The sequence below is a fragment of the Bartonella gabonensis genome (assembly GCF_903679515.1).
In the GTDB taxonomy this organism is placed as follows: Bacteria; Pseudomonadota; Alphaproteobacteria; order Rhizobiales; family Rhizobiaceae; genus Bartonella; species Bartonella gabonensis.
Genome location: NZ_CAHOYM010000011.1, coordinates 21,114 through 44,275, shown reverse-complemented (window position 1 = coordinate 44,275; position 23,162 = coordinate 21,114). Strand labels below are relative to the sequence as shown.

Below are 23,162 nucleotides of genomic sequence, written 5' to 3'. Positions count from 1 at the left end.
CTTTAATTCCGGAATAATGTGATTTTAAAACTGCTTTGATCTTCATGAGTGAACCCCATTAAGTGCAGTGAATCAAAACAGGAGTCTTCTGTCTAGTCTTTTTTTAAAAAAAAAGTATTTTACTTTTATCAATGTGGAATATGAAAAGGAAAAGGCATTTGTGACATGACCGATAAACAGACTTAGATTGCCTGTTTATCGGTTTAATGATGATCTAGGTATTTGTATAATTTATTTAAAAAATATTATAGAATATTGATGTAAAATATTTTTTTGTTTCAAATGAGCAAACGATTGATGATATCAGCGACATCGCTTGATAATTTGGGCGCCGCAGCAATTGTTTTTAATTCAGTTTCAAGTTTTTGTTGACGAATGGGTTCTAATTGTCGCCAAGAACGCATCATTGTTAATAATCGTGAAGCGAGCTGTGGATTTTTTTTATCAATTTCTAAAATGATTTGGCAGAGAAAATGATAAGATGCTCCATCCATTCTGTTGAAGCCTGTGGGGTTATGAGATGCAAAGACACCGATCAGGGACCGTACACGATTAGGATTATCTTGTGAAAACAGCGGGTGTTGCATGAGCTTTTGAACATTCTCGAGTGTTGAGGCGCCAGCAACCATTGCTTGAATAGAAAACCATTTATCCATGACTAAAGGGTCATGCCGATAGCGATTTTCAAAATCATTTAAAGCATTTTGTGCCTGCTCACTTTCATTAAAATGTTTCACGAGCACAGCGATACTCGCCATTCGGTCAGTCATATTATTAGCCGTTGCATATTGTGTCGCAGCACGACTTGGATTAGCCTCAGCAATGGAAAGATAATCCAGTATTCTATTCTTTAATGCTCGCTTTCCAACTTGTACAGTGTGTGGTGAATAGGGCTCTTGGGTTTGCATCTGCCCATAGAATTTTGTTAAGAGCTCTTGATGTGTTTGTGCAAGTGAAGCTAAAAATTGATTGCGGACATAATGAATACGATCTGGATCAATATTTTTACCGATTGTATGAGCAAGCTCAACTTCACTAGGTAAATTTAAACAGAAGGCACGAAATTCAGGTTCTAAGTTTTCATCTATTATAATCGTTTCAATCAGTTTTAGCAGAGAAGAAGGGAGTGTTGCTTTTGTTTGTGTTTTATCTTGAATACTTTGAATCAAAGCTTGCGTCATTAATTGATTAAGAGACTGCCAGCGATTGATGTGATTGTCATCATATTGTGCAAGAAAAATAAGTTCGCTTTCATTGAATGGTGTGTGTAGAATGATTGGCGCAGAAAAATCTCGCAGCAGTGATAAAACGGGTTTTTCGCGCAGGCCTTTTAATGTAAAGGTTTGGCTTTCCTTGGACAGCAGCATAACGTCTGATTGAATATCCGTTTCCGCTTCATAAGCGAGGTTTTCTCCATTAGCTCCTAACAAGCTAAATGCGATAGGAAGAAGCATAGGCTTTTTTGTATTTTGTTGTGGGGTTTCCGGAATATGTTGCTTGGCATGAATTGTTAAAACACCATCACGATAATGATGATCGATTTCTACGTTGGGGGTTCCAGCTTGTTCATACCACAGCATGAATTGAGAGAAATCTCGGCCAGACACTTCAGCAAAACAGGCGATAAAATCTTCAATTGTACAAGCTTGTCCATCATGACGTTGAAAATAAAGATCAGTGCCTTTACGAAACAGAGAGGGACCTAAAATCGTTTGTATCATGCGAACAACTTCAGCACCTTTTTCGTAAACCGTTGTGGTATAAAAATTATTAATTTCGCTATATTGACGAGGACGGACAGGATGAGCAAGAGGTCCTGCATCTTCGACAAATTGCGTTGTTTTTAATGTTTTTACATTTTCAATTCGCTGTAGGCTGCGTACATTTTGATCTGATGAAAATTCCTGATCACGATAAACCGTGAATCCTTCTTTTAAACAGAGTTGAAACCAATCGCGACAGGTAACACGATTACCGCTCCAATTATGGAAATATTCATGGGCAATGATGCGTTCAACATTTCTATAATCCTGATCGGTTGCTGTTTCGGGATCGACAAGAACATATTTATCATTAAAAACGTTAAGTCCTTTGTTTTCCATTGCCCCCATGTTAAAATCTGAAACAGCAACAATATTGAAAACATCAAGATCATATTCGCGCCCGAAACATTGTTCATCCCAACGCATGGAACGTTTGAGCGCATCCATTGCATAAACAGCGCGTTTAGTTTTTCCTTTTTCTACATAGATACCAAGCTCGATACGTCGTCCAGATACAGTTGTAAAATGGTCTTCTAACTTATCAAGATCGCCACCTACTAGAGCAAAGAGATAAGATGGTTTAGGATAAGGATCTTCCCAAACGGCAAAATGGCGATTATTCTCTAAAGTTCCTGTTTCTACTAGATTACCGTTTGAAAGCAAGATTGGGATTGTTTGGGAATCTGCTTCAATTTTCACTCTATAGGTAGAAAGAACATCTGGGCGGTCGTAAAAATAAGTCATACGACGAAAACCTTCTGATTCACATTGGGTGCAATAAACACCATTTGAAAGATAAAGCCCCATAAGTTGGCGGTTGCTTTCAGGATTCACTTCCGTAACCAATTTCAATGTAAAGGGAACCGCTGGTGGCGTTGTAATTTCTAAACATGAAGGCGTAACTTTATAAGCGTTTGGGGCTAATATTTCATCATTAATCGCAACAGAAATTAAAGTAAGATCATCCCCAGAAAGTACAAGAGGTGTTAATTTTTTTGTATCGTGACGGGGCTCAATAGACAATATGGCTGTAACAGTGGTTTTTGTTGGTGCCAATTGGAAAGAAAGTTGTGTTTGGGGGATAGCGTAAGGGGTTGGCTGATAGTCTTCCAAACGATAAAGAGATGGTGTTGGCTGTTCCATAGTTTTCCCATTCGTATTTTAAGAGTTCAAGAAGGTGTTTAATTTTAGAGTTAAAGAAGATTAAAGAATTACAAAAGGCTATCGAGGCGATTTTTTACTTCTAAGAAGTCTATCCATGTAAGCTTCTTTTGACTAGGGGTTCTAAGAAGATAAGCAGGGTGGAAAGTTGGCATAACAGGTATTTTTATATTATACTCACTTTCATAAATATGCCATTTCCCTCGTGTTCGGATAATCCCACTTTGAGATCCCGTAAGAAACTGTGCAGCAACGCCTCCCAGTGCTATAAGCACACGAGGACGCGCTAAATAAATGTGCCGTTCAATAAAAGGGCGGCACAAGGCAATTTCTCTTGGTGTTGGTGTACGATTCCCTGGTGGACGCCAAGGAATAGTATTTGCGATGTACACATTATTTCTTGTTAAGCCAATTGATGCGAGGATTTTATTTAGTAACATTCCTGCTTTTCCCACAAAAGGAATGCCTTGTATATCCTCTTCTCGTCCAGGGGCTTCACCTATGAGCATCAGGGGGCTTCCTGCTGTTCCATCTGAAAAACAGGTATTTTTTGCTGTCAATTTTAATGAACAGCCATTAAATGCAAGGAGAGCAGATTGTAATTCATCAAGTGTCTTTGCACTTTTTGCGCACTCTATAGCTGTAGATTCGTTTTGTATAGCCTTAAAATTATGCAGCGGCTGATGATCTAATTTTACGGTTGGAGATGTTTTGGGGGATGTTTGTTGATTATGAGAAATGTTCAAAACAGGTGTTAATTTTTTCTCTGAACAAGCAGACTGCTTAAAACGATCAATAGGCAAGTCTGTCAAAACAGCATCTACACCACTTTCTTTATAAAAGTTTAAGAGTTCTTCATAGGAAATTGAGCACGGCGGTTGATTTAACATTTTATTTTTTCTAATGATCTAACGACTATAGATCAAACAAAATTATCCTTCAAGTTTTATAAATATGTTTGTTAATGCATAAAAACGCTGACAGCATTTTCTCTTTTCACCAAAAAGACAAATCATAAAATGTAAATGCTTACGGTTCATCTTTAAATAAATGTACAATTTTTTAAAATGCGCTAATATAAATTTTAAAACATACTACGTCCTTCATGATAAAAGAACTCTCTGCTGAATGCAAGTGATTAAAAATAAAACTTTGATCATTATGTTTTATATTTAAATAATTAATGAAAATTATTTTTTATTAAATGAATACTATTTATAGTGATTAAAATACATAAATATTACTTTTATGTAATCTCGTATTATTTAAAAATATTGTTACAATGGGTTAAAAGCAATGTGTGGGTATATGCTTTTGCTTGTTTTACGGCTGAAATGAGAGGTTCATTAAGTGCTAAATGGGCTGCAATAGCACTTGAGAGAATGCATCCTGTGCCACGCATTGTTCCTTTTAAACGTGGAGCAGAAATATTTATGACTTCCATGTTGTCAATAAAGCTATCAATTGCAAGAGGTCCCTTTGCATGCCCCCCTTTTACTAAAATAGAGCGTGCTCCCAATGACAAAATTTTTTTTGCTTGTTGTATTGTCTCTTCATGATGAGATGCCAGTGGGGTTTGGCTAAGAAGAGCCAGTTCGTCTCTATTGGGGGTTAAAAGAGTAACATATGGGAGAAGCTGATTGAGCATAATTTCTATGATTTTTTCCGTTGTTAGTTTTCCTCCTGATGAGGCAACCAGTACAGGATCAAGAATAACTGGAATATGAGGATAATCTTCGAGTACACGACAAATTGCTGCTATAATTGCTTGATTTCCTGTCATACCAATTTTTATTGCGCTGACAGAATGAGCCTCTAGAGCACTGCGCATTTGCGCGGCAACAAGTTTTTCATTCATGGGTACAATTTCAGCAACGTGATGATCATCTTGTACATTTACACAAGTGATGGCTAAATTTGCTTTGATGTGAAAATATGCAGCTGTTTCTATATCACGAACAATGCCAGCACCTCCTGTTGGATCAGTGCCTGCAACAATGAGAATAGAAGGTGTCAACGCCATGGCTGGGTCACTTTGAGCCATTGTTCTACTCGCTCTTCGGGCTTTTTGTGGAGGATAATGTCGGTGACAACAGCCGCGCTATTGGCTCCAGCTTTCAAAACACCTATTGCGCGTTCTGGAGTCAAACCACCAATGCCAACGAAAGGTAAAGTACCAATCTTTTTTCTCCATTGCTTGATTTTTTCTAATCCTTGAGGTTGCCATTTCATTTTTTTCAAGATTGTCGGATAAATAGGTCCAAGAGCAATATAATCAGGATGAACAGAAAGTGCGATATCCAATTCATATTCATCATGGGTGCTAAGACCAAATCTTATACCATTTTTACGAATTGCAGGAAGATCAGCATTGCTTAAGTCTTCTTGCCCAAGATGAATAAAATGGCATTTTTCATCAATGGCTATGCTCCAATAATCATTAATAATGAGTTGTGCTTCCCATTTATCACAGATTTTTTTTGCATGTCTAATATGTTGACGGATTGTTTGAAAGTCTTCGTCTTTCATGCGCAATTGTATGAGTTTTACACCAAGAGGAACTAAGCGTTCAACCCAATCAGCATTATCAACGATGAGGTAAAATGGATCCAATTTCATCAAAATACCGCTTTACCAATAACGGGCGTTGAAGGAACCGCTACATTGCGTGCTTCGAGAATACCTGCTTTATATCCCATACGCCCTGCCTGAATAGCTTTAGAAAACGCTTCAGCCATCAAGACAGGATTACCTGCTTTAGCAACTGCGGTATTAAGCAGCACTGCGTCATAACCCAATTCCATAGCAACAGCAGCATGGGATGGGCGCCCAATGCCAGCATCAATCACAAGAGTAACATCAGGAAGGTAAGCGCGAATAGAACGCAGTCCATCGATATTATGAGGGCCTTTTGCCGATCCAATAGGGGCACACCAAGGCATAATGACACGGCAACCAACATCTAAGAGTTTTTCAGCAACAATGAGATCATCGGTTGTATAGGCAAAAATATGGAAACCTTCACTGTTTAAAATTTTTACTGCTTCGATGAGAGAAAAAACATTTGGCTGTAAGGTATCTGAATTCCCGATAATTTCGAGTTTAATCCAAGAGGTTTTAAAGAGGCTTCGGGCTAAATGGGCTGTCGTCACAGCTTCTTTAACAGTATAACAACCAGCGGTATTGGGAAGTATCGTTATATCGAGCTCTTGAAGGAATTGCCAAAACTGTCCCCCTTGTTTTCCACCAACGCTTTCTCGGCGTAATGAAACAGTTACAATTTCTGTATTCGATTTATGAATAGCATCACGCAGAATTGAAGGTGAGGGATATTGCGCTGTACCTAACATAAGACGGGATGAGAATTCACGTCCATAAAGATTCAACATAAATATTAGCCTCCTTGCATTGGGCTTAAAATTTCTACTTTATCTCCTTCATGCAAAATAAATTGGTCGCGCGCCACGACAGGAACAACCTCAGCATTAACAGCAGTTGCTAGCCAATCTCCCTCATACTCCAATTCATCAAGCAAGAGTTTAAGGGTACTCGCTTCTGTTTGAAGTTTTTCACCATTAACAAATATCTGCATATTTTATTCCAATACCAATTTCATCGCTCGTTTTGCCATTTCTGGAGATAAAAGAAAACCATGTCTGTAAAATCCATTCACAGAAATGTGATTACCATATTTGTATACAGAAGGGAAGTTATCAGGATAAGCTGGACGAACCCCAATGCCCGTTTCAACAATTTCTGCTTCAGCAAAAGCAGGGTGCAATGTATAGGCAGCGTGAAGCAATTCCATCATTGACCTTACTGATATGGCACCATCAAAGTCACTTTCAATCATTGTTGCGCCAATCATAAAAATATTATCTTGCCGTGGTACAATATAGAGCGGAATACGTGGATGAAGAAGACGAATTGGGCGGGAAAGTTTAATATCCCTACAGCGTATGAGCAGCATTTCACCACGCACCCCCCGTATATTTTTATCTTTTCCTAAATGTGCTATTCCTGTTGCATCAATGACCATATCAAAATTTATTTCAGATGTTTCTGTATCAACAAAACATGCACCGTTTTTTATCAGAATTTCTTTTAAAGCAATAAGTGCTTTGCGAGGATCAAGATGAGCTTCATTTTCATAAAAAAGCGCATGGTTAAAACGTTCTGCAAGATCGGGTTCAAGACACCCTATTTCTTCACCATTTATAATCCTATGATGATGTGTCCGCTCTGAAAATCGTTCAAGTTCTACCTTATCTCGTGCTGGTGCGACAACTAAAGTTCCTTTTCTTACGACAAGATCTGGAAATGTTTTGTGCCACCATTGTATAGCTTGTACACCAAGATCTTCAACAATCTGTTCAGTATTTTCTCTTTCGCAGTAAGGGGAGAGCATTCCGCCTGCATACCAACTTGCCGTTCCTATAGGAGAAAGAGGAGGGGCCGATACAGTAATATGAGCGCCTTTTTGTTGTAACATAAAAGCAACGGTTAAACCACCGACCCCCGCACCTTTAATAAGAATATTCTTCAACTGTTGACCCTCTTTTTTTGAGGTGCTTCGACATAAAGGTCACCACTTTCTTGATATTTTTCAGCCATAGCGACCATACCTTCACCTTTTGTCTTTTGGAGTGATGCAGCATCACGAATATCATGAGAAATACGCATAGAACAGAATTTTGGTCCACACATGGAACAAAAATGCACCAATTTATGGGCATCTTTAGGCATTGTTTCATCATGAAAGGTACAAGCTGTTTCTGGATCAAGAGATAGGTTGAATTGATCATGCCACCTAAAATCAAATCGTGCACGTGAAAGAGCATTATCGCGCAACTGTGCTCTGGGTAAACCTTTTGCAAGATCAGCAGCATGAGCAGCGATTTTATAAGTGATAACGCCCGTTTTGACATCATTTTTATCGGGAAGTCCTAAATGTTCTTTAGGGGTTACATAGCACAACATAGCGGTTCCAAACCACCCAATCATAGCCGCTCCAATGGCTGATGTAATATGGTCATAACCAGGAGCGATATCAGTTGTAAGAGGGCCCAAAGTATAAAACGGAGCTTCATGACACAGATCGAGTTGCTGTTCCATATTTTCTTTAATTTTGTGCATTGGGACATGCCCTGGTCCTTCAATCATAACCTGTACATTTTTTCCCCAAGCAATTTTTGTCAATTCTCCTAAAGTTTTAAGTTCGGCAAATTGTGCTTCATCATTAGCATCAGCAATAGAGCCAGGGCGTAATCCATCTCCTAATGAAAGAGAAATATCATAGGTGCTTGCAATATCACAAATTTCATCAAAATGTTCATAGAGAAAGCTTTCTTTATGATGATGGAGACACCATTTTGCCATAATAGAACCACCCCGTGAAACAATACCCGTTACACGATCAATGGTCATCGGAATAAATGGTAATCTTAAGCCAGCATGAATAGTAAAATAATCAACGCCTTGTTCTGCTTGTTCTATAAGGGTATCACGGAAAATTTCCCATGTTAAATTTTCAGCCACACCTTGTACTTTTTCGAGTGCTTGATAAAGAGGAACAGTCCCGATGGGTACAGGGGAATTTCGAATAATCCACTCACGAATATTGTGAATATACCGTCCTGTCGAGAGATCCATCACGGTATCTGCGCCCCAACGAATAGCCCAAACCATTTTATCAACTTCTTCTGCCATTGAAGATGTTACGGCAGAATTACCAATATTGGCATTAATTTTAACACGAAAATTACGTCCAATAATCATTGGTTCGCATTCTGGGTGATTGATATTCTGAGGAATAATGGCGCGTCCATTTGCAATTTCATTCCGAACGAATTCCGCAGTATAAATTTCTGGTATTTCTCCCCCCAAAGGACTTGATTGCGTTTGTTGTTGATCTTTTATGGCTAACCCTTCATTTTCTCGTATAGCGACATATTCCATTTCTTCTGTAATAATACCCGCCCGTGCATATGCCATTTGTGTAATTTCTTTGCCATTTTTTGCACGTAGAATAGGACGCTTTTGTTTAAAGTCGGGTATAGGAGAGCTCGTTAATCCATTATCTTCAGGTTTAATTAAGCGTGCAGGATAAGGTTCAGTATCAGCACGCTTAGAGAGCCAAGATGAGCCAATTGCGGGTAAACCTTTTGTAAGATCAATGATTGCATCTTTATCGGTATAGGGGCCAGAAGTATCGTAAACATTTAAAGGTTCTTCACCACTCCCATCAGTCAATGAAATTTCACGCAATGGAACACGCACATCAGAAAAAAGGGGGCTCTGTTGATAAATTTTTCGTGAGGCTGGAAAGGGGCTGCAACTGATTGATGGAATATTTTTTGGCACAAATTTTTTCCTTCTAAACGACAGAGTTCAAAAACTAAGGTGGTATGGGGATATATTTAAATGATCAATTATGTACTCTTGAATGAAGGGGATATAATAATGCTTTTATACCAAGACACTTCAAATAAATATCAAGAATCTTTATTGAAAAGATTAATGCAATATTTAAATAATATCTGCACTCCCCCATCTAAACACTTTATATTAGCACCACCATGATTGGCTTAAATACGGACATTGTCAATCACAAAGATATACTTTTAACGATTTTGGTGTATTTTTTAAGAATGAAAAAGAAGTATAAAGTGCGTATTATGAAGTGACAAAACTATAATACTAAGAAGTTGCCTTTGATAGCTGAGGGGGGGGGGGGGAGCAAGTGTTAAATCAGAGGCATGTTTTTTTGTTTGGATTGATAAAGCAGATGAGTTAGCAAAATATTTTAGAGAATGTTTATTTTGATAGTGCAATGAATTAAGGAAAATAGCAATAATGGCGAGATCATGTTCAGAAGGATTTATTGTTCTTGCAAAAAAAATATACATATAATAAAATATGCACATAAAGAGAGCTGTTCTAGGTGTGGGAGGGGAACGGATGGTTATGGTGCGTTGGTTTTAAAGAGCCGCGAGATATGTTCATAAAATTTGAGAGTGGGGTTATATTTCTTAAATATCCGGATCAGATACAACCTTCAGATTTGAGAAAAGTCTGTGATGTTTCCTTAGTATTTCAGTTCTCTGAAAGTGTGAAGAAATTATCATATCGGATATATTCATCTATGATACATTGAGGTTGAACGGAAGTCTGTTCAAACATTGGTGCTGATCTCGTAACACAATTTCAGAAATAAATTGAATGAAGTAGGATAATGTATCTTCATGTAAATAAAAACATAATGAGGCATGCAAAGAATTTGAAGCTAGCTTTTGAATTTTTTAAATACAGATCATAGTCAAAAGAGAGACTTAATATCTTAATATATTGAATAAATAACATGTCTCATTAAAAAATTTAAATCAGCTACTTTTTATGCAGATGACAAATTATTGCATTCAATAATAGTTATATGAAATCCATAGTAAGGAAAAATTTAAACAGTATTTGTAAACTTTGCAACAAGATGCAAGATTTGAAAATACGACTGTATAATGACAGCAAAGCAACAAAACAAGATACCAAATAACAGCAGATGAGGTGTTCCATTACGTGTTAGAAGTGGAAGCATGAAGACTAATATTATAAAATAGTCTGATGAAATTAGCTTATTAAATTGAAAGGAGTAAAGAGAGAAAGAATACGTAAAATACGGATGGTCAGTGGTTATGACGGATCAATGCTGCAGGCACATTTTAGAGCACAGAACGAGAAATTATTAGAAAAACTATGAAAATAATGGGGGATTTATAATGTCTAATATTTACGATTGGTCGCTAAAGGCTGATGAAAATGCTCATTCAGATAATATTATTAATTGGGCAGAAGGTCAGCCGCCTAGTTCTGTCAATGATAGTGCACGGGCGATGATGCAACGCGTGCGTGAATATCTTGCAGATAATGGTGGATCTATTGACTCAAGCTTTATGATCAATGCGGAAGATAAAACAACATTAATTACTTTAAAGACAGTTTCACCGATAAAGAAATATAACAATGATATCATCATACGTTTTAAAGCCCATGGTGTGAATATTGGCACGACGACAATAAAAGTTAATAACATGGGAGAAAAGCCTATCTATAAAGCGACGAATACAGGTGTTATATCGTTAGAAGGAGGAGAGCTACAAACAGACGGTATTTATGAGATGGTATATAATGGCAATGTTTCAACGGAAGGTCGAGATGGTTGGTATTTATTAAATCCTACAGCACCAAAGATAGAAAGTTTTCCCGCTGGATTTATTGCCACATTTGCTATGCAAGAAGTACCAATCGGTTGGCTTTTATGTGACGGTAAGGCCTATAAGCGCGAAGATTATCCGCAGTTATTCAAGGCTATAGGGGATAAATGGGGAAAAGACAGTGAAATAACCTTTAAAGTTCCAGACTTTAGAGGCATGTTTTTACGTGGCTTTGATGATGGTCGGGGTTTAGATGATGATAGAAAATTTGCCGATGAACAACAAGATAGCATAAAATCGCATACGCATATTGGGACCATTGAAGAATCAGGCAAACATACGCACAATTTTCAGTATAAAAGGGCTGTATGGTCAATGGGTAGTAATGGGAGAATAGAGAAATGTTATATTTATGATTCTCCTTTTCAAGGAACAACAGATTCTGCTGGTGCACATACACACAAAGTAACTCTTTCCCATACGGGTGAAGCTGAAACACGCCCTGTTAATATAACAGTCGTCTATGCTATCAAATCATGAGTTGATCGGGAAATACAGAATCTATATACATTTGATAAATTTTATTAACGCGGAGTAATTCCGCGTTATTTTCTATGCATGTGAAGAGAAAACCTATCTTATTAATACGATACTTGAGAGAGTCAAAAAAACAATTTTAAAATGATAGGGAGGGAGAATTAATAATATAATTTTTTTTATAATTGTATGATAACATAGAAAAAATATGTAAAAATCATTTTAAATTTGCTGTTCAGTGATCTAGAGATATGTTATTTTCATAAAGTGTTTTGATGGGGGGGAGAGTGATAGCATTATTCAATCTAAGGCATAAAAAAGCGCGATATTTGTAACGTTTTTTGTTGCGCAAAAATAGCCCTCTCCTATATGAGCTAATTCATCCTCAAAAAGAGATTTCTCTCATCTTATTATCAATCCATTTCTTTGCATTGCCGTGGGTATAGGTTTTATTTGTAGATAGTATACTCTCTTTAAGTGGAATTACATTATATTTGTTAAGCCACAGATAAACGTTATCATTATATACTCTGTCCTCATCTTAATGATGTATTGTTTTTGCATTAAGGTGCCTAAAAGAAGCCTTATTGAGTTTATTTTAAAGGACTTTGTTTAATCGTTTCGTTCTTGTGATGTGCCAATAAACAGTTTTGTTAATAAAGGGGGGTAAAATGACCATTATAAATCAATATTTACCTATTAATAAAAACAGCTAAAGCATACACGTTATGAAAAAATAACATCATTAAAGCTGCAAATAAATCTTTTATGGATTTAGAGGAAAGGAGTTCGTTAAAAAATAAAACAGACTCTTTAATATTTGCGTGTTTTCATGGTGCTATGGATTTTAACTTTTAGATTGAATCCGATAGCTTTGGGATCTAATTTCATAGGAGGATGCCATTTGAGGGAGTATAAATGGGATATCTTCTTTAGGTAATTCAGAAACATTTAAGGAACAATGGTAAACATCGCGAAGATTTTGTGTTGTTAAAACGGCAGAAGCATTTCCTTCGCAATGAATCTCTCCCTCCTTGAGCAAAATCATGTTATCTGCATAATGTGCCGCGAGATTGAGATCGTGAAGAACAGCAAGAACGCCACCACCAGAATGGGCAAATTGTTTTGCAATGTCCATAACGATAATTTGATGTTGAATATCGAGGCTAGCAATAGGTTCATCTAATATCATCCAACGAGGAATTCCATTATAAACGGGTTTCCAGATTTGGCAAAGAACACGTGCAAGTTGTACGCGTGCTTGCTCCCCACCTGATAATTGGTGATAATACAGGTTACCGTAATCAGAAAGGTCAACGCGTTCTAAAGCTTCTTGGATAAGATTTTTCAGTTCGGTTTTGGTAATGGTAATGGGGTTTACAGAAAGGCCAAGCCCTACAACTTCATGGACTAAGAATGGAAATACGAGCGTTATTGATTGAGGTAAAATGGCTCGCATTTTTGCCATTTCGTGAGTCTTTGTTTGACTTACATCATAACCATTTAAGGTTATTTTTCCACTATAAGGAATTTCCCCACTTAATGCTTTGACAAAAGTACTTTTCCCTGATCCGTTTGGACCTATAATGATGGTAAAAGCTCCACTTTTAGCTTGAAGATTAATGTGGTTAAGAATCTGTTTTTTTCCGCGCTGAACGCAAATATTTGTCGCTTCAATCATGAAAAATCTGTTCCTCGTTTGCATATAAGGATCCACAGGAAGAAGGGGGCACCAAAAAGTGCTGTTACAATTCCAATGGGCAATTCTGAGGGGGCGACAATTAAGCGTGCAAACGTATCAGCAAAAATAAGTAATGCTGCTCCCAAGAGAGCAGAGTAAGGAATGAGATAACGGTGATCAGGACCAATGAGCTGACGTAAAATATGAGGAACAATAATCCCAATAAAACCGATACCACCACTAACGGCAACAGCACTTCCACACATAAGAGCAACAAGGGGAATAGTAATATTTTTCACGCGTTGAACAGAAAAACCGATATGACCAGCAACGGCTTCTCCGAGTGCTAGAGCATTAAGTGCTCGTGATAAAAAGGGGGAAAAAAGAAGACCAACAAAGATGAAAGGGAGAACAAGCCATACTTTCAACCATGTTGCTCCCGCAAGAGAGCCAAGACTCCAAAAAGTGATATCGCGTAATTGTTGGTCATTTGCGATAAAAATCAACGTTCCGACAACTGCACTGCTTAAGGCACCAAGTGCAATACCGGCAAGCAACATGGTTGCAATAGAGGTAAAGCTATGATGCGTTGCTATGATATAGAGAACAATCGTTGATAAAAGCCCACCAAAAAAAGCGCCTATGATAACTTTGTACGGTTCTAGAAAAGGTGCAAATGAAACAGGAAAGGCAAAACCTACAACAATTGCTAAAACAGCTCCAAGACCGGCTCCTGCTGATACACCTACAATTCCAGGATCTGCAAGAGGATTACGGAAAAGTCCTTGCATCAGAACACCAGAGACAGCCAAAGCTGCTCCGATCAGTAAGCCTAAGATAACACGAGGAAGTCTTATATCAATAAATATGAGATAATCGCGTGTTTTTCTACTGACAGAAAATTCTTGCGTAAACATGCTATAAAGAAAATCAAAGAATGAAGTATTTGAAGCACCATTTAAAAGCCCGCTTAAAATACTAAAGATGAGGAATACTATGAGACCGAATAAGAGTATTTTTCTCAAATTTTCGCGATTTATTTTTTTATTTTTTTCTGTTTCAGATGCATAAACCATGGATGGATTCTCTACCAATTCTACCCGTTTTTATCGTTTTTATTTGCACCATAAAGCATATGAATAAGTTCCCTTGATGCGTATGCAGTACGTGGTCCAAACCCTAAAAGATACATAGCATCCATTTGTTTAATAGCGTGATTTTGGGCAGCAGTTGTTGCTTGAATTGCTGGTATAGCTAAAATCTTTTCAAGATTAATAGATTTTCCACTATGTGTTATAAGCAAAATAGCATCAGGATTTGCTTTCAATAATGCTTCGTTATTGAGAAGTTTATACCCCTTATAATCAGTAATGGCATTGATCCCACCGGAAAGTTTTATAATACCATCAGCCGCTGTATCTGTTCCAGATGCCATAACGCGCCCATTTTGCACGGATAAAATAAAAAGAACACGCTTTGGTTTCGTTACCTTTGCCAAGAGAGCATCATTGTCTACAAAATCACGGCTCACTTTTTGAATTAATGCAGCGGCTTGCGCTTCACGATGGATGGCTTTTCCAACGAGGCGAATTTTTTCTATAACACTTTCTCGAGAATAGTCTTCTGGTATGATTACGATAGGGATTGATGTTTTTTTGAGAATTTCAATTGTTGAAGGAGGCCCACTTCCTTCAACAAGCAAGATACCTTCTGGAGCAAGAGACAAAACACCTTCAGGTGAAAGAGCACGCATGTAGCCAAGCACAGGAAGTTTGAGAGCTTCTTTGGGATAAACGCTTGTACTATCACGTGCTACAAGTTGATCTTGTGCTCCTAACGCATAAACAATTTCCGTCAGGGAGCCGCCAATAGAGACAATTCGTGCATTTTCAGAAAAATGTGTGGTAGGCTCAGCAATGACACGTTGAGAAAAAAAGCTAAGAGAAAGCAATATAAAAAGAAGGAAAGAACTTAAGTGTCTTCGCAAAAGAACTATATACATATTTTATCTTTCTAAGCGACGACTAGTTCTTGATAGGGAGGAAGAGACTTCAATAAAGAACGCCAATCCTCACGCTCTTTTTCACCTTCTTTGCGCAAGCCAAATAATTGAACAATCATTCCATCATTTTTATCGAAAACTTCAAGTGAACTGACATAACCATCAAGGGTAGGTTTGCGAACGTGCCATACACTAGCAATCCCAGACGTAAGTAAATGAAGGTCAAACCCTGGATCAAGAATATTCAGCCAAGGTCCCATTTGCTTAATATTTTTTACAATCCCACTAAAAATTTGAATACACCCCTTATTCCCAACAAAACACATAATGGGCAATTCTTGGCGTGCCACTTGGTTAAGCATTATTTCAACAGCATCGGCATGCAATTCATCGGCAAATTCACTGCCAACATATTTTACAGCATGATGCCGATTAATTTTAAATTCAGAAATAATTTTATGAAATTGGTGYACATCTGTCATTTTACGCCAACGATCCCGAAAATTTTCAATATCCAATTCTGTTATGTCACCTTGAACTGGAAGAGAAACGGGAAGAATGTCAAGAATAGAGGACTGATCTTCAAGAAGGAGCTTTTCAACGAGTTTATTCCACTCTTCCATATTTGTCATATCTTTAGAATAGACTTTTAAAGTAGCAACGCCATGTTGATCAAAGAACTGTAGACTTTTTGTAGGTTTTCCAAGAACAATGACATCATATTCAAAACCGAACTTCCAATGTTTTGCAAAAATACGCAAATCAATTTCACCAAGTGTAATAGGAATATGTTGATTTTGAACAATTTTTTCAAAACGTCCTGTTATTTCGTGAACAGCATGTTCGTTGCGTGTTAAGACCATGACTGTTCCAAGCCGAGGTGCACTCTCCAAGAGAGTGGCGACATCCGTTTTTAGTCTTTTTGCTTTTCCAATAGTACAATAAGCCGCAATAAGCTCCGCTTCAGATATACCAATTGAAACCGCAAAATCGCGGTTTCGCATTTCTTTTTTTTCTTTACGCAAACGAAGAATCATTTCAGCTGTATATGCCATAGACTTTACCTTATGTTACTTAACTCAAAAACTAACTTTCAAATTTTACAATTCCAAGGCAATAGATTAAACTCTTTTAAGAGTTTAATCTATCATAAACGAACGCTCTATCGCCAACAGCTGAACAAACAAAAAATGATAAAACAGAAAGAATTAAAGCTTTTCTATCAAATCTTTGTAATTTTAAAGATGTTGAAAATAGAAACACAATAATTGATCCTTTTATCGATATAATTTTATTGACCTAATTGTTAACAGAAGAAACTAAAACTTTTGTACAAAGGACACCTTAAAGTTACGACCAGGCTGGCTATAATAATCCTTCGGTGTTGAACTTCCACTTGAAGGAAGTTCTGATGCATCCCAATATTTTGTATTAAAAAGATTATAAACACCAGCTCTTAAGATAGGTCCTGTTTCACTGAATGGTTTCCACCATCCTGTCATATCAACGACATGATATCCTGGATTTTTTTGGTAATCAGAATCTTTCGCTACTTTGTCGCGTTTGGCTGCCAGAGTGACAATAATATCGCTTCCCCAGGCCTCTTTGGCATATCCTAATCCGATAACTGCTTTCAAAGGAGGAATTGAGTTAAGATATTCCTTTTTATCAAGATCTTTTCCTTGTGAATAAGCAAGAGCGACATTGCTATGAAAACCATTTTTAAGAACTAAATGCGCTTTTGTTTCAACACCAAAAATTTGTACGCGGAAACGATTCATGTAATGCCGACGCGCAAATCTGAATTCTTCTGATGGCCCTCTATCCTCAGTATCTATGAAATTTTTATATTGATTGATAAAAGCATTGAAGGAACCACCGAAGCTTGCATTTCCATATCGTAGGCCAACATCATAGCCATTGCTTGTTTCTGGTTGAAGATCAGGATTTCCTTTCACGTAATAAGCGGAAGGTTTGACATAAGAGACGTAAAGTTCTGAAATACGTGGTGCACGAAAAGCTTGTGCCCACTGAGCATAAAGCGTCACTTGATTACGAACATCCCACTCCATGCGTAATTTAGGAGAAAAGCGTGAACCATTTCTTTCTGGAGGGAATTTATCAGAAATCAGTGCTTTCTCATAAGAAGGTGTTTTCTGAGGAACATATTTGTACCAATCATATCGGATACCAGGCGTTACACGAAAACGACCATCAACGAATCCAATTTCATCTTCAAAAACAAAACCTAAATTGTAACCATTTGTGTCTGGTGAATCTGAGCGATTAGCAGGAACAAAAAGACATCCTCGAGCATATTCTTTTATATGACAATTATCTTTACCGAACAGATAGTGATGAAATTTAGATAATGAAACATCTGTTGCAAACTTTAACGTATGGCTTACAGTACCAAAATCCACTTTTTTAAGCGCATCAGCATTGAAGCCATAATTGATATTACGCAAAAAGTTATCTCTCAAATAATCCCCTTTGGGGGCTGAAACACGAACGCCAGTCATAAAGTAACGACTTGATTGCCTTTGCCAATAAAGCTTTCCACTAAACGCATCAAGAACCGCGTCATCATTACCATTATAATTATAAGAAAGAGAAAAGCGCTCACGAAGTTTATCATCCCGCTCATAAACGGAACCTGGAGCATATCTTTTAGATGAATTTAATGCATGTGTATTACTATTATGACCAAAACGCTCTGCGGTAAAACCAAGCCGATGATTATCACTCAAATATTGATGAATTTTAAAAAGCAGGTTATTTTTGTCAAAGTGAGAGGGGTTTTTACGCGTGCGTTCTCCGTATCCTTCCACTGTTCCCATATTTTTACGCTCATGACCTTCTATATAAGACCCTTGAAAAAGCAAAAATGTCCGGTAATTGCGTACAGCAAAAGCTTGATCGACGCGCCAGCTGTTATCAACAGAATTATAACCACCTTTTATAAGGCTTCCCCAATTCTTCCCTTCTACGATAAGATCTTCAGGATTAAGGGTACGCAGCGCAATCATTCCCCCTAGGGCACCAGAACCATAGAGACTAGAATCTGATCCTTGAATAGTATCAAACGTAGAAAGAGCATTGAAATCAAAAGTTGTGTTTCCACCTCCACCACGGAATATATCATTAAACCATGGAAGAGAAATACCATCTATTGTCGTAAGAACACGGTTTGAATCTAAACCACGAATAACAAAACTATTATTTTGTGAATTATAGGAGACAGAAGGATTAAGACGACTCACGTCATAAAGATCAGTTATTTGTTTTTCATCAATATTCTTATTTGTTTTACGGTCAGTTAGAATGGTTATTGAATTTGAATCAGCTTCTATTTTTTTTCCTTTAATAAGGATTGGTTTGAGCTCAGTCACAACATTCTTATCGCTGTTTTGTGCAAAAACAAATGAAGGTATACAAACCGACAACGCGCCCAAAATCACACAGCTTTTATGGATATTTTCTCGTCTTATTCGCATAACACATTATAACCTTTTTTTAAACATCCCCTCTCTAAGCTTGAAATTTTATTAAAAACGCTTGACTTAACCCTATCAAAATTAGCCAACCAAGCATGAATGATTTAACAATATAAAATCACAGGGAAACCATATTAAACATGATAAAATCAGTCAAGAAAAAAGTTGCAATTTTAAAATAGCTTGTTTTAATGAGATGAAATACCAATAGTGCACTTAGAATTGCGGCGGAAGAAACGATGAACTTTGCAAATACGAGGCAGTTATCAACCCTTTGGATTGGTGCATTTGTGGGAGCTCTTTCTTTGCATATTGCATTGGGAGCGCCGTTTTATTTTCAAAAGACTGGTGTCAATAATGGCATGCTCTCGTCAACGGTTATGCTCACTCTTGCCCAAGAGAGTCTCTATCTGGATGCTGATATAGATTCGCAGAATCCAGATCATGATACAGATTTACCAAATGTTAGCACAAAATCAGAACGATTACAGCCAGATCTTGCAGAGCAAGAACCAGAGATATCTGAGACGGTGGATGAAATTCAACCGGAACCGGAAGAGCCGCAGCCTCCTGTAGAAAAAGATGATTTTACAGAAAAATTTTTGGAAGAATCTCTTCCTCAAAAAGTAGAAGATAAAATATTTGAAAAAAAAACAAGTCCAAAAAAAGTGATTAAGCGGCCTCTTTTAAAGGCTGTGCGTTCATCTCCCGCCAGACAGAGTGGCAGTACAGCAGGGCTTGAAGATATGGTGTTAATGGAGTGGTTAGCAAAGGTACAGTCGCAATTAGAAAAGCAAAAAAATTATGTTGTAGGACAGCGTATCAGTCGAGCAAAAGGAACAGTGAAGTTAGAATTTAAGGTGCATGAGCGGGGAAGTATTGTTTTTAGCCGTGTTGTTGTTTCTGCTGGAGATCCGGAACTTGATCGATTGGCTATGGCAGCTCTTCAACGTATTGGTTCTTTTCCTCCCCCTCCACCATCAAAAGTAAATAAAACAATTAGAGTATCCTTAATATTTAGCTGATTTTTTATAAAGGTCTCTGCTTGGATAATATATTGGTTTAGAATGATTGCTTATCATTTTATCATGTGAATAAAAAGTTTTCTCTAGAACTTTTTGACGTTGATCAATCAAAACCATTTGCTTGATACGTCACAAGGGAGAATATGGTTAAAAACTTTAGCAGTAAACATACTTGTGAATGCTCTAAATGAAAGGACTTTAGCAACATTGAGCTCTAGGGAATGATAGGGCTATCGCTTTTACCTCATTAAAAGCAATATATCTAATCGATTTTTATACAATTCGTGAGAGGATTTTTATAACCACTCTTCTGGTTCACCGTTGTGAAATGAATTTAGAAACATTCAAAAATGTCTTTATTAAAATAAAAAGAGGCATGAGAAATACTATATACTCTTTGGGCTAGATATTCTGTTTTGTATAAATGATGCGAGCTTATATATAAAAATGAGAGAAATAAAAGGTAAAGTTTCATCTTTATTCTTAAAAGATATTGATATGTTTTAAAGGCATAAAATTGAATGAAAAGGGAAGGAACAGGGGGTATTTTTATCTTTAAGGTTTTCTCACACAGTAAGTCTGTCTTTTTGCCTTAGAGATGATCCAAACAGATAGATGTAATAATGCACGCCTATAGGGGCTAGAAATATTGTAAGCAGAAAAAACACCTTCAAAACATGCTATTGTACAAGATTTGAATGTTAATGAATAAGCAATAGAAAAAGGATGTGCTATTCGTTTCATTTTTTTACATTGATAACCTCTAGGATATTATTGTTTACGCGTTGAGAAGACATGAACAATTTGTGCAGCATGATGATTTATAATGATAATTCATTATTTATATTTGGAATGAAAGCTCCAAATAGCATAAAATTTCTCATTTCGACTCTATTGATACAAAATCAATTAAAATCACTTAACTTGCACGTCAAAAGTTACGTTGTATGTGGGTATTCTTTAAGAAGAAATAAAAATGTCTCTTAAGAACGCAATACTATTTGGGAAGATTAAGGCATATTATTTCCATCGACCAGAAAGCAGGTCGGTTTTTATATCTATTTTCCCAGTGAGTCTTGCTTTGTAAACACCGTAATTTTCCATGACACGCATCACGTAATTCCGTGTTTCTGTGTAAGGGATACGCTCAATCCAATCAATGACATTATCGAGAGATTGTCCACGAGGATCGCCATAACGTTTTATCCATTCATTGACCCGACGGGGCCCTGCATTATAGCCAATAAGAGTTAGGATATAGGATCCATTAAAACGTTCCAATTGTTCATTGAGAAAATGGGCCCCTAATGTCACATTATATTGAGTATCACTGCTGAATTTTTGATGAGACCATGCGATTGAGTATTTTTTTGCCAGTGCTTTTGCTGTTGTAGGAAGTAATTGGAGGATCCCTTGTGCCCCTGCTTTTGATATGGCTGTTGGATTAAATTCGCTTTCTTGGCGTGCAATGGCATAGATAAATGATTTTTCTTCTACAGAAAAGTGAGCAGAAGCGGGTATAGCTCCCAGAGGATGAGAAAGTGCCCCGACATTTTTCCCCTGAAAAGCAGCCGTTTTTCCAATTTTGAGGCTGGTATAATAGTCACCATTTTTTTCTGCCATAACAGCCAGAAGAGCTAATTCACCGGGGCTTTCTATTTTTTTTCCGAGTTCTCTATAAAAAATTTTAGCAAAATCAGCATAGCCGGCTTCTTCAAGACGTTGAATTGCTTTGATAGCTTTTCGTGCACTAAAATGTTGTCGCTCAGCGGTTGTTGGTTTAGGAAAGTAAATGTTAAGCTTTTTTTGGTTGAGCCGTGCGGCAGCTAATTGACCATAATAAGTTGCACCAAAATGAGCTGCGCGATGAAAGTAATGCTGGGCATTTTTGTGTTCTCCTAGCGTTTCTGCTGTTCGTCCCATCCAGTAATAGCCACGTGATGCAGAAAAAGGTAAAGAAGAGAGTTGAGGAATGCGTGAAAAATGCTGCATTGCCAATTTAGGGTTATGAAGAAACCGTAGTGCATACCATCCTGCATGAAATTCAGCATCGACGGCTAATGCAGATGTCAAGCCAGTATGCATCGCAACAAGTTGATAAGCCATTTTTGGTTGGTTTAAATCGAGCATTTCGCGAGAAAGGGCGCGTTGCTCTTTCCACAAAGAATGGGGGTTCATAAGATGGAAAGTATCTTTTGAAGTTTTCATCATCAGTGTTGCGGCTGCATCATATTGCCCTGTTCGCCGAAGATGGCGTATTCGAGCAAATTGGAAGAGAGGATCTTTTTTCCATGTTCTCTCTATCGCTCGTAATTTTTGTATTGCTCTAGGATCATTTTTCTCAACAGCCACAACAGCATCAAAAAGAGATTGAGCATGAGCTAATTTGGCAATGCGTGCCGCTGAATCAAAATGATGTGCATACAGCATAAACTGCATGCGTTTTAAATGATCAATAGGTTTTAGGGCAGCGCTTGCATTTTTAAGAACAAACATTTCCTCTTTTGCATTCAGCTGTGTTTTATGCCACCACGGTGCAATAACATGTTGAGCACGGGTGATTTGTCCCATTGCAATCAGTGCTTTAGCGAAGAGAGCCATGCCTTGTGCTGTGAGGGGGGGGTGATGAGAAAATTTTTGGATGATGGCGCGTGTGTTATTGGTTTCGTTAAGAAAAGCCCGCTCAGCGTTGCGTTGCATCGTTTCTACCCCAGGCCATCCTTTAAGCAAGTTGATTGCATTATATATTTCAGAGCTTGGTATATTATCTTGGTTTGATAGCCCCAGCGCCCATGTCAAAATATAACGATCAAGGTTATGTTTTTCCATTGAATTACGCAGGTTTATTGTCTTTGCAACATTAGTGTTTGCAAGGGCATCAAGCCCAGCTTTTAGCTGCTTGAGTGTCGCAGTATTGCCCGATGTCGTGTATCTTTGTTGAAGAGGCTCTTGAGCTTCTTGTTTGACAGTAAGGGGGGTAGGGCGTACCGAAGGGATGGGTGTTTTCCCATGTAAAAGAGGTGTTTGTGCATAGGCACCTGAAACCAAAATTCTTATTGCCAGTAGAAATGCGCTAAAGGTTGATACGAAAAGAGAGGTGGAAAATACACGCATAGAGAAAAGACCTTGAGACCTTGCTTTTTGTAAAAAAAACTAAGGTTTTATAGAACACAAGCATGAAAAACACGTTAATACAGACCGCTTATTTTAAAGAAATGTTTAAAATTTAAGGAGGGATATGTTCATCTTATGAAGGCTTTTTTGAAATTCATCTTGCTTCAATGATAGA

The 23,162-nt window shown here is 37.5% G+C and carries 16 protein-coding genes; 2 read left to right on the top strand and 14 right to left on the bottom strand.

Features of this window, described 5'->3' with window-relative positions; genetic code table 11:
* Window positions 1-278: 278 nt before the first annotated feature.
* The 8 genes from pepN to thiC form a co-directional block, all read right to left on the bottom strand.
* Complete coding sequence (pepN, locus tag HWX04_RS03710; RefSeq protein WP_175868871.1) at window positions 279-2,906, bottom strand: aminopeptidase N; 2,628 nt, start codon at window positions 2,904-2,906, stop codon at window positions 279-281.
* A 68-nt stretch (window positions 2,907-2,974) separates the two neighbouring features.
* On the bottom strand, window positions 2,975-3,814 hold the full coding sequence (locus tag HWX04_RS03705; RefSeq protein WP_175868870.1) for a uracil-DNA glycosylase: 840 nt from the start codon (window positions 3,812-3,814) through the stop codon (window positions 2,975-2,977).
* 371 nt (window positions 3,815-4,185) lie between these two features.
* Entirely contained in the window at window positions 4,186-4,968 is a 783-nt protein-coding gene (locus tag HWX04_RS03700) for a hydroxymethylpyrimidine/phosphomethylpyrimidine kinase (protein WP_246257399.1), read from the bottom strand.
* Window positions 4,938-5,543, bottom strand: a complete 606-nt coding sequence (locus HWX04_RS03695) for a thiamine phosphate synthase (protein WP_175868869.1) — start codon at window positions 5,541-5,543, stop codon at window positions 4,938-4,940. The genes HWX04_RS03700 and HWX04_RS03695 overlap by 31 nt, the downstream gene beginning before the upstream one ends.
* Entirely contained in the window at window positions 5,543-6,313 is a 771-nt protein-coding gene (locus tag HWX04_RS03690) for a thiazole synthase (protein ID WP_175868868.1), read from the bottom strand. Before HWX04_RS03690 ends, HWX04_RS03695 begins: the two co-directional genes overlap by 1 nt.
* 5 nt (window positions 6,314-6,318) lie before the next feature.
* Window positions 6,319-6,516, bottom strand: a complete 198-nt coding sequence (gene thiS, locus HWX04_RS03685; RefSeq protein WP_175868867.1) for a sulfur carrier protein ThiS — start codon at window positions 6,514-6,516, stop codon at window positions 6,319-6,321.
* A 3-nt stretch (window positions 6,517-6,519) separates the two neighbouring features.
* The gene (locus tag HWX04_RS03680) at window positions 6,520-7,470 is read right to left on the bottom strand and encodes an FAD-dependent oxidoreductase (RefSeq protein ID WP_175868866.1); all 951 of its coding nucleotides are present in this window, start codon (window positions 7,468-7,470) and stop codon (window positions 6,520-6,522) included.
* Complete coding sequence (thiC, locus tag HWX04_RS03675; RefSeq protein WP_175868865.1) at window positions 7,467-9,287, bottom strand: phosphomethylpyrimidine synthase ThiC; 1,821 nt, start codon at window positions 9,285-9,287, stop codon at window positions 7,467-7,469. Before thiC ends, HWX04_RS03680 begins: the two co-directional genes overlap by 4 nt.
* Before the next feature lie 1,409 nt (window positions 9,288-10,696).
* Here thiC and bgtC point away from each other — a divergent pair.
* Window positions 10,697-11,671 carry a gene transfer agent tail collar protein BgtC gene (gene bgtC / locus HWX04_RS03670; RefSeq protein WP_175868864.1) on the top strand — a complete coding sequence of 325 codons (975 nt, stop codon included), beginning with the start codon at window positions 10,697-10,699 and terminating at the stop codon, window positions 11,669-11,671.
* An 844-nt stretch (window positions 11,672-12,515) separates the two neighbouring features.
* Here bgtC and HWX04_RS03665 read toward each other — a convergent pair.
* The 5 genes from HWX04_RS03665 to HWX04_RS03645 form a co-directional block, all read right to left on the bottom strand.
* A complete protein-coding gene (locus HWX04_RS03665; RefSeq protein ID WP_175868863.1) occupies window positions 12,516-13,349 on the bottom strand; it encodes a heme ABC transporter ATP-binding protein in 834 nt (277 codons plus the stop codon).
* Window positions 13,346-14,425: a FecCD family ABC transporter permease gene (locus HWX04_RS03660; RefSeq protein ID WP_175868862.1), complete on the bottom strand. Its 1,080-nt coding sequence runs from the start codon at window positions 14,423-14,425 to the stop codon at window positions 13,346-13,348. Before HWX04_RS03660 ends, HWX04_RS03665 begins: the two co-directional genes overlap by 4 nt.
* 20 nt (window positions 14,426-14,445) lie before the next feature.
* Complete coding sequence (locus HWX04_RS03655) at window positions 14,446-15,351, bottom strand: heme/hemin ABC transporter substrate-binding protein (protein WP_175868861.1); 906 nt, start codon at window positions 15,349-15,351, stop codon at window positions 14,446-14,448.
* Between the two features lie 11 nt (window positions 15,352-15,362).
* A complete protein-coding gene (locus HWX04_RS03650; RefSeq protein WP_175868860.1) occupies window positions 15,363-16,406 on the bottom strand; it encodes a hemin-degrading factor in 1,044 nt (347 codons plus the stop codon).
* Window positions 16,407-16,670: 264 nt separating this feature from the next.
* Window positions 16,671-18,848 carry a TonB-dependent hemoglobin/transferrin/lactoferrin family receptor gene (locus HWX04_RS03645; RefSeq protein WP_175868859.1) on the bottom strand — a complete coding sequence of 726 codons (2,178 nt, stop codon included), beginning with the start codon at window positions 18,846-18,848 and terminating at the stop codon, window positions 16,671-16,673.
* A 239-nt stretch (window positions 18,849-19,087) separates the two neighbouring features.
* On the opposite strand from HWX04_RS03645, the gene HWX04_RS03640 reads away from it, so the two are divergent.
* Window positions 19,088-19,873, top strand: a complete 786-nt coding sequence (locus HWX04_RS03640; protein ID WP_175868858.1) for an energy transducer TonB family protein — start codon at window positions 19,088-19,090, stop codon at window positions 19,871-19,873.
* A 1,020-nt stretch (window positions 19,874-20,893) separates the two neighbouring features.
* Here HWX04_RS03640 and HWX04_RS03635 read toward each other — a convergent pair.
* On the bottom strand, window positions 20,894-22,987 hold the full coding sequence (locus HWX04_RS03635; RefSeq protein WP_175868857.1) for a lytic transglycosylase domain-containing protein: 2,094 nt from the start codon (window positions 22,985-22,987) through the stop codon (window positions 20,894-20,896).
* Window positions 22,988-23,162: the final 175 nt, after the last annotated feature.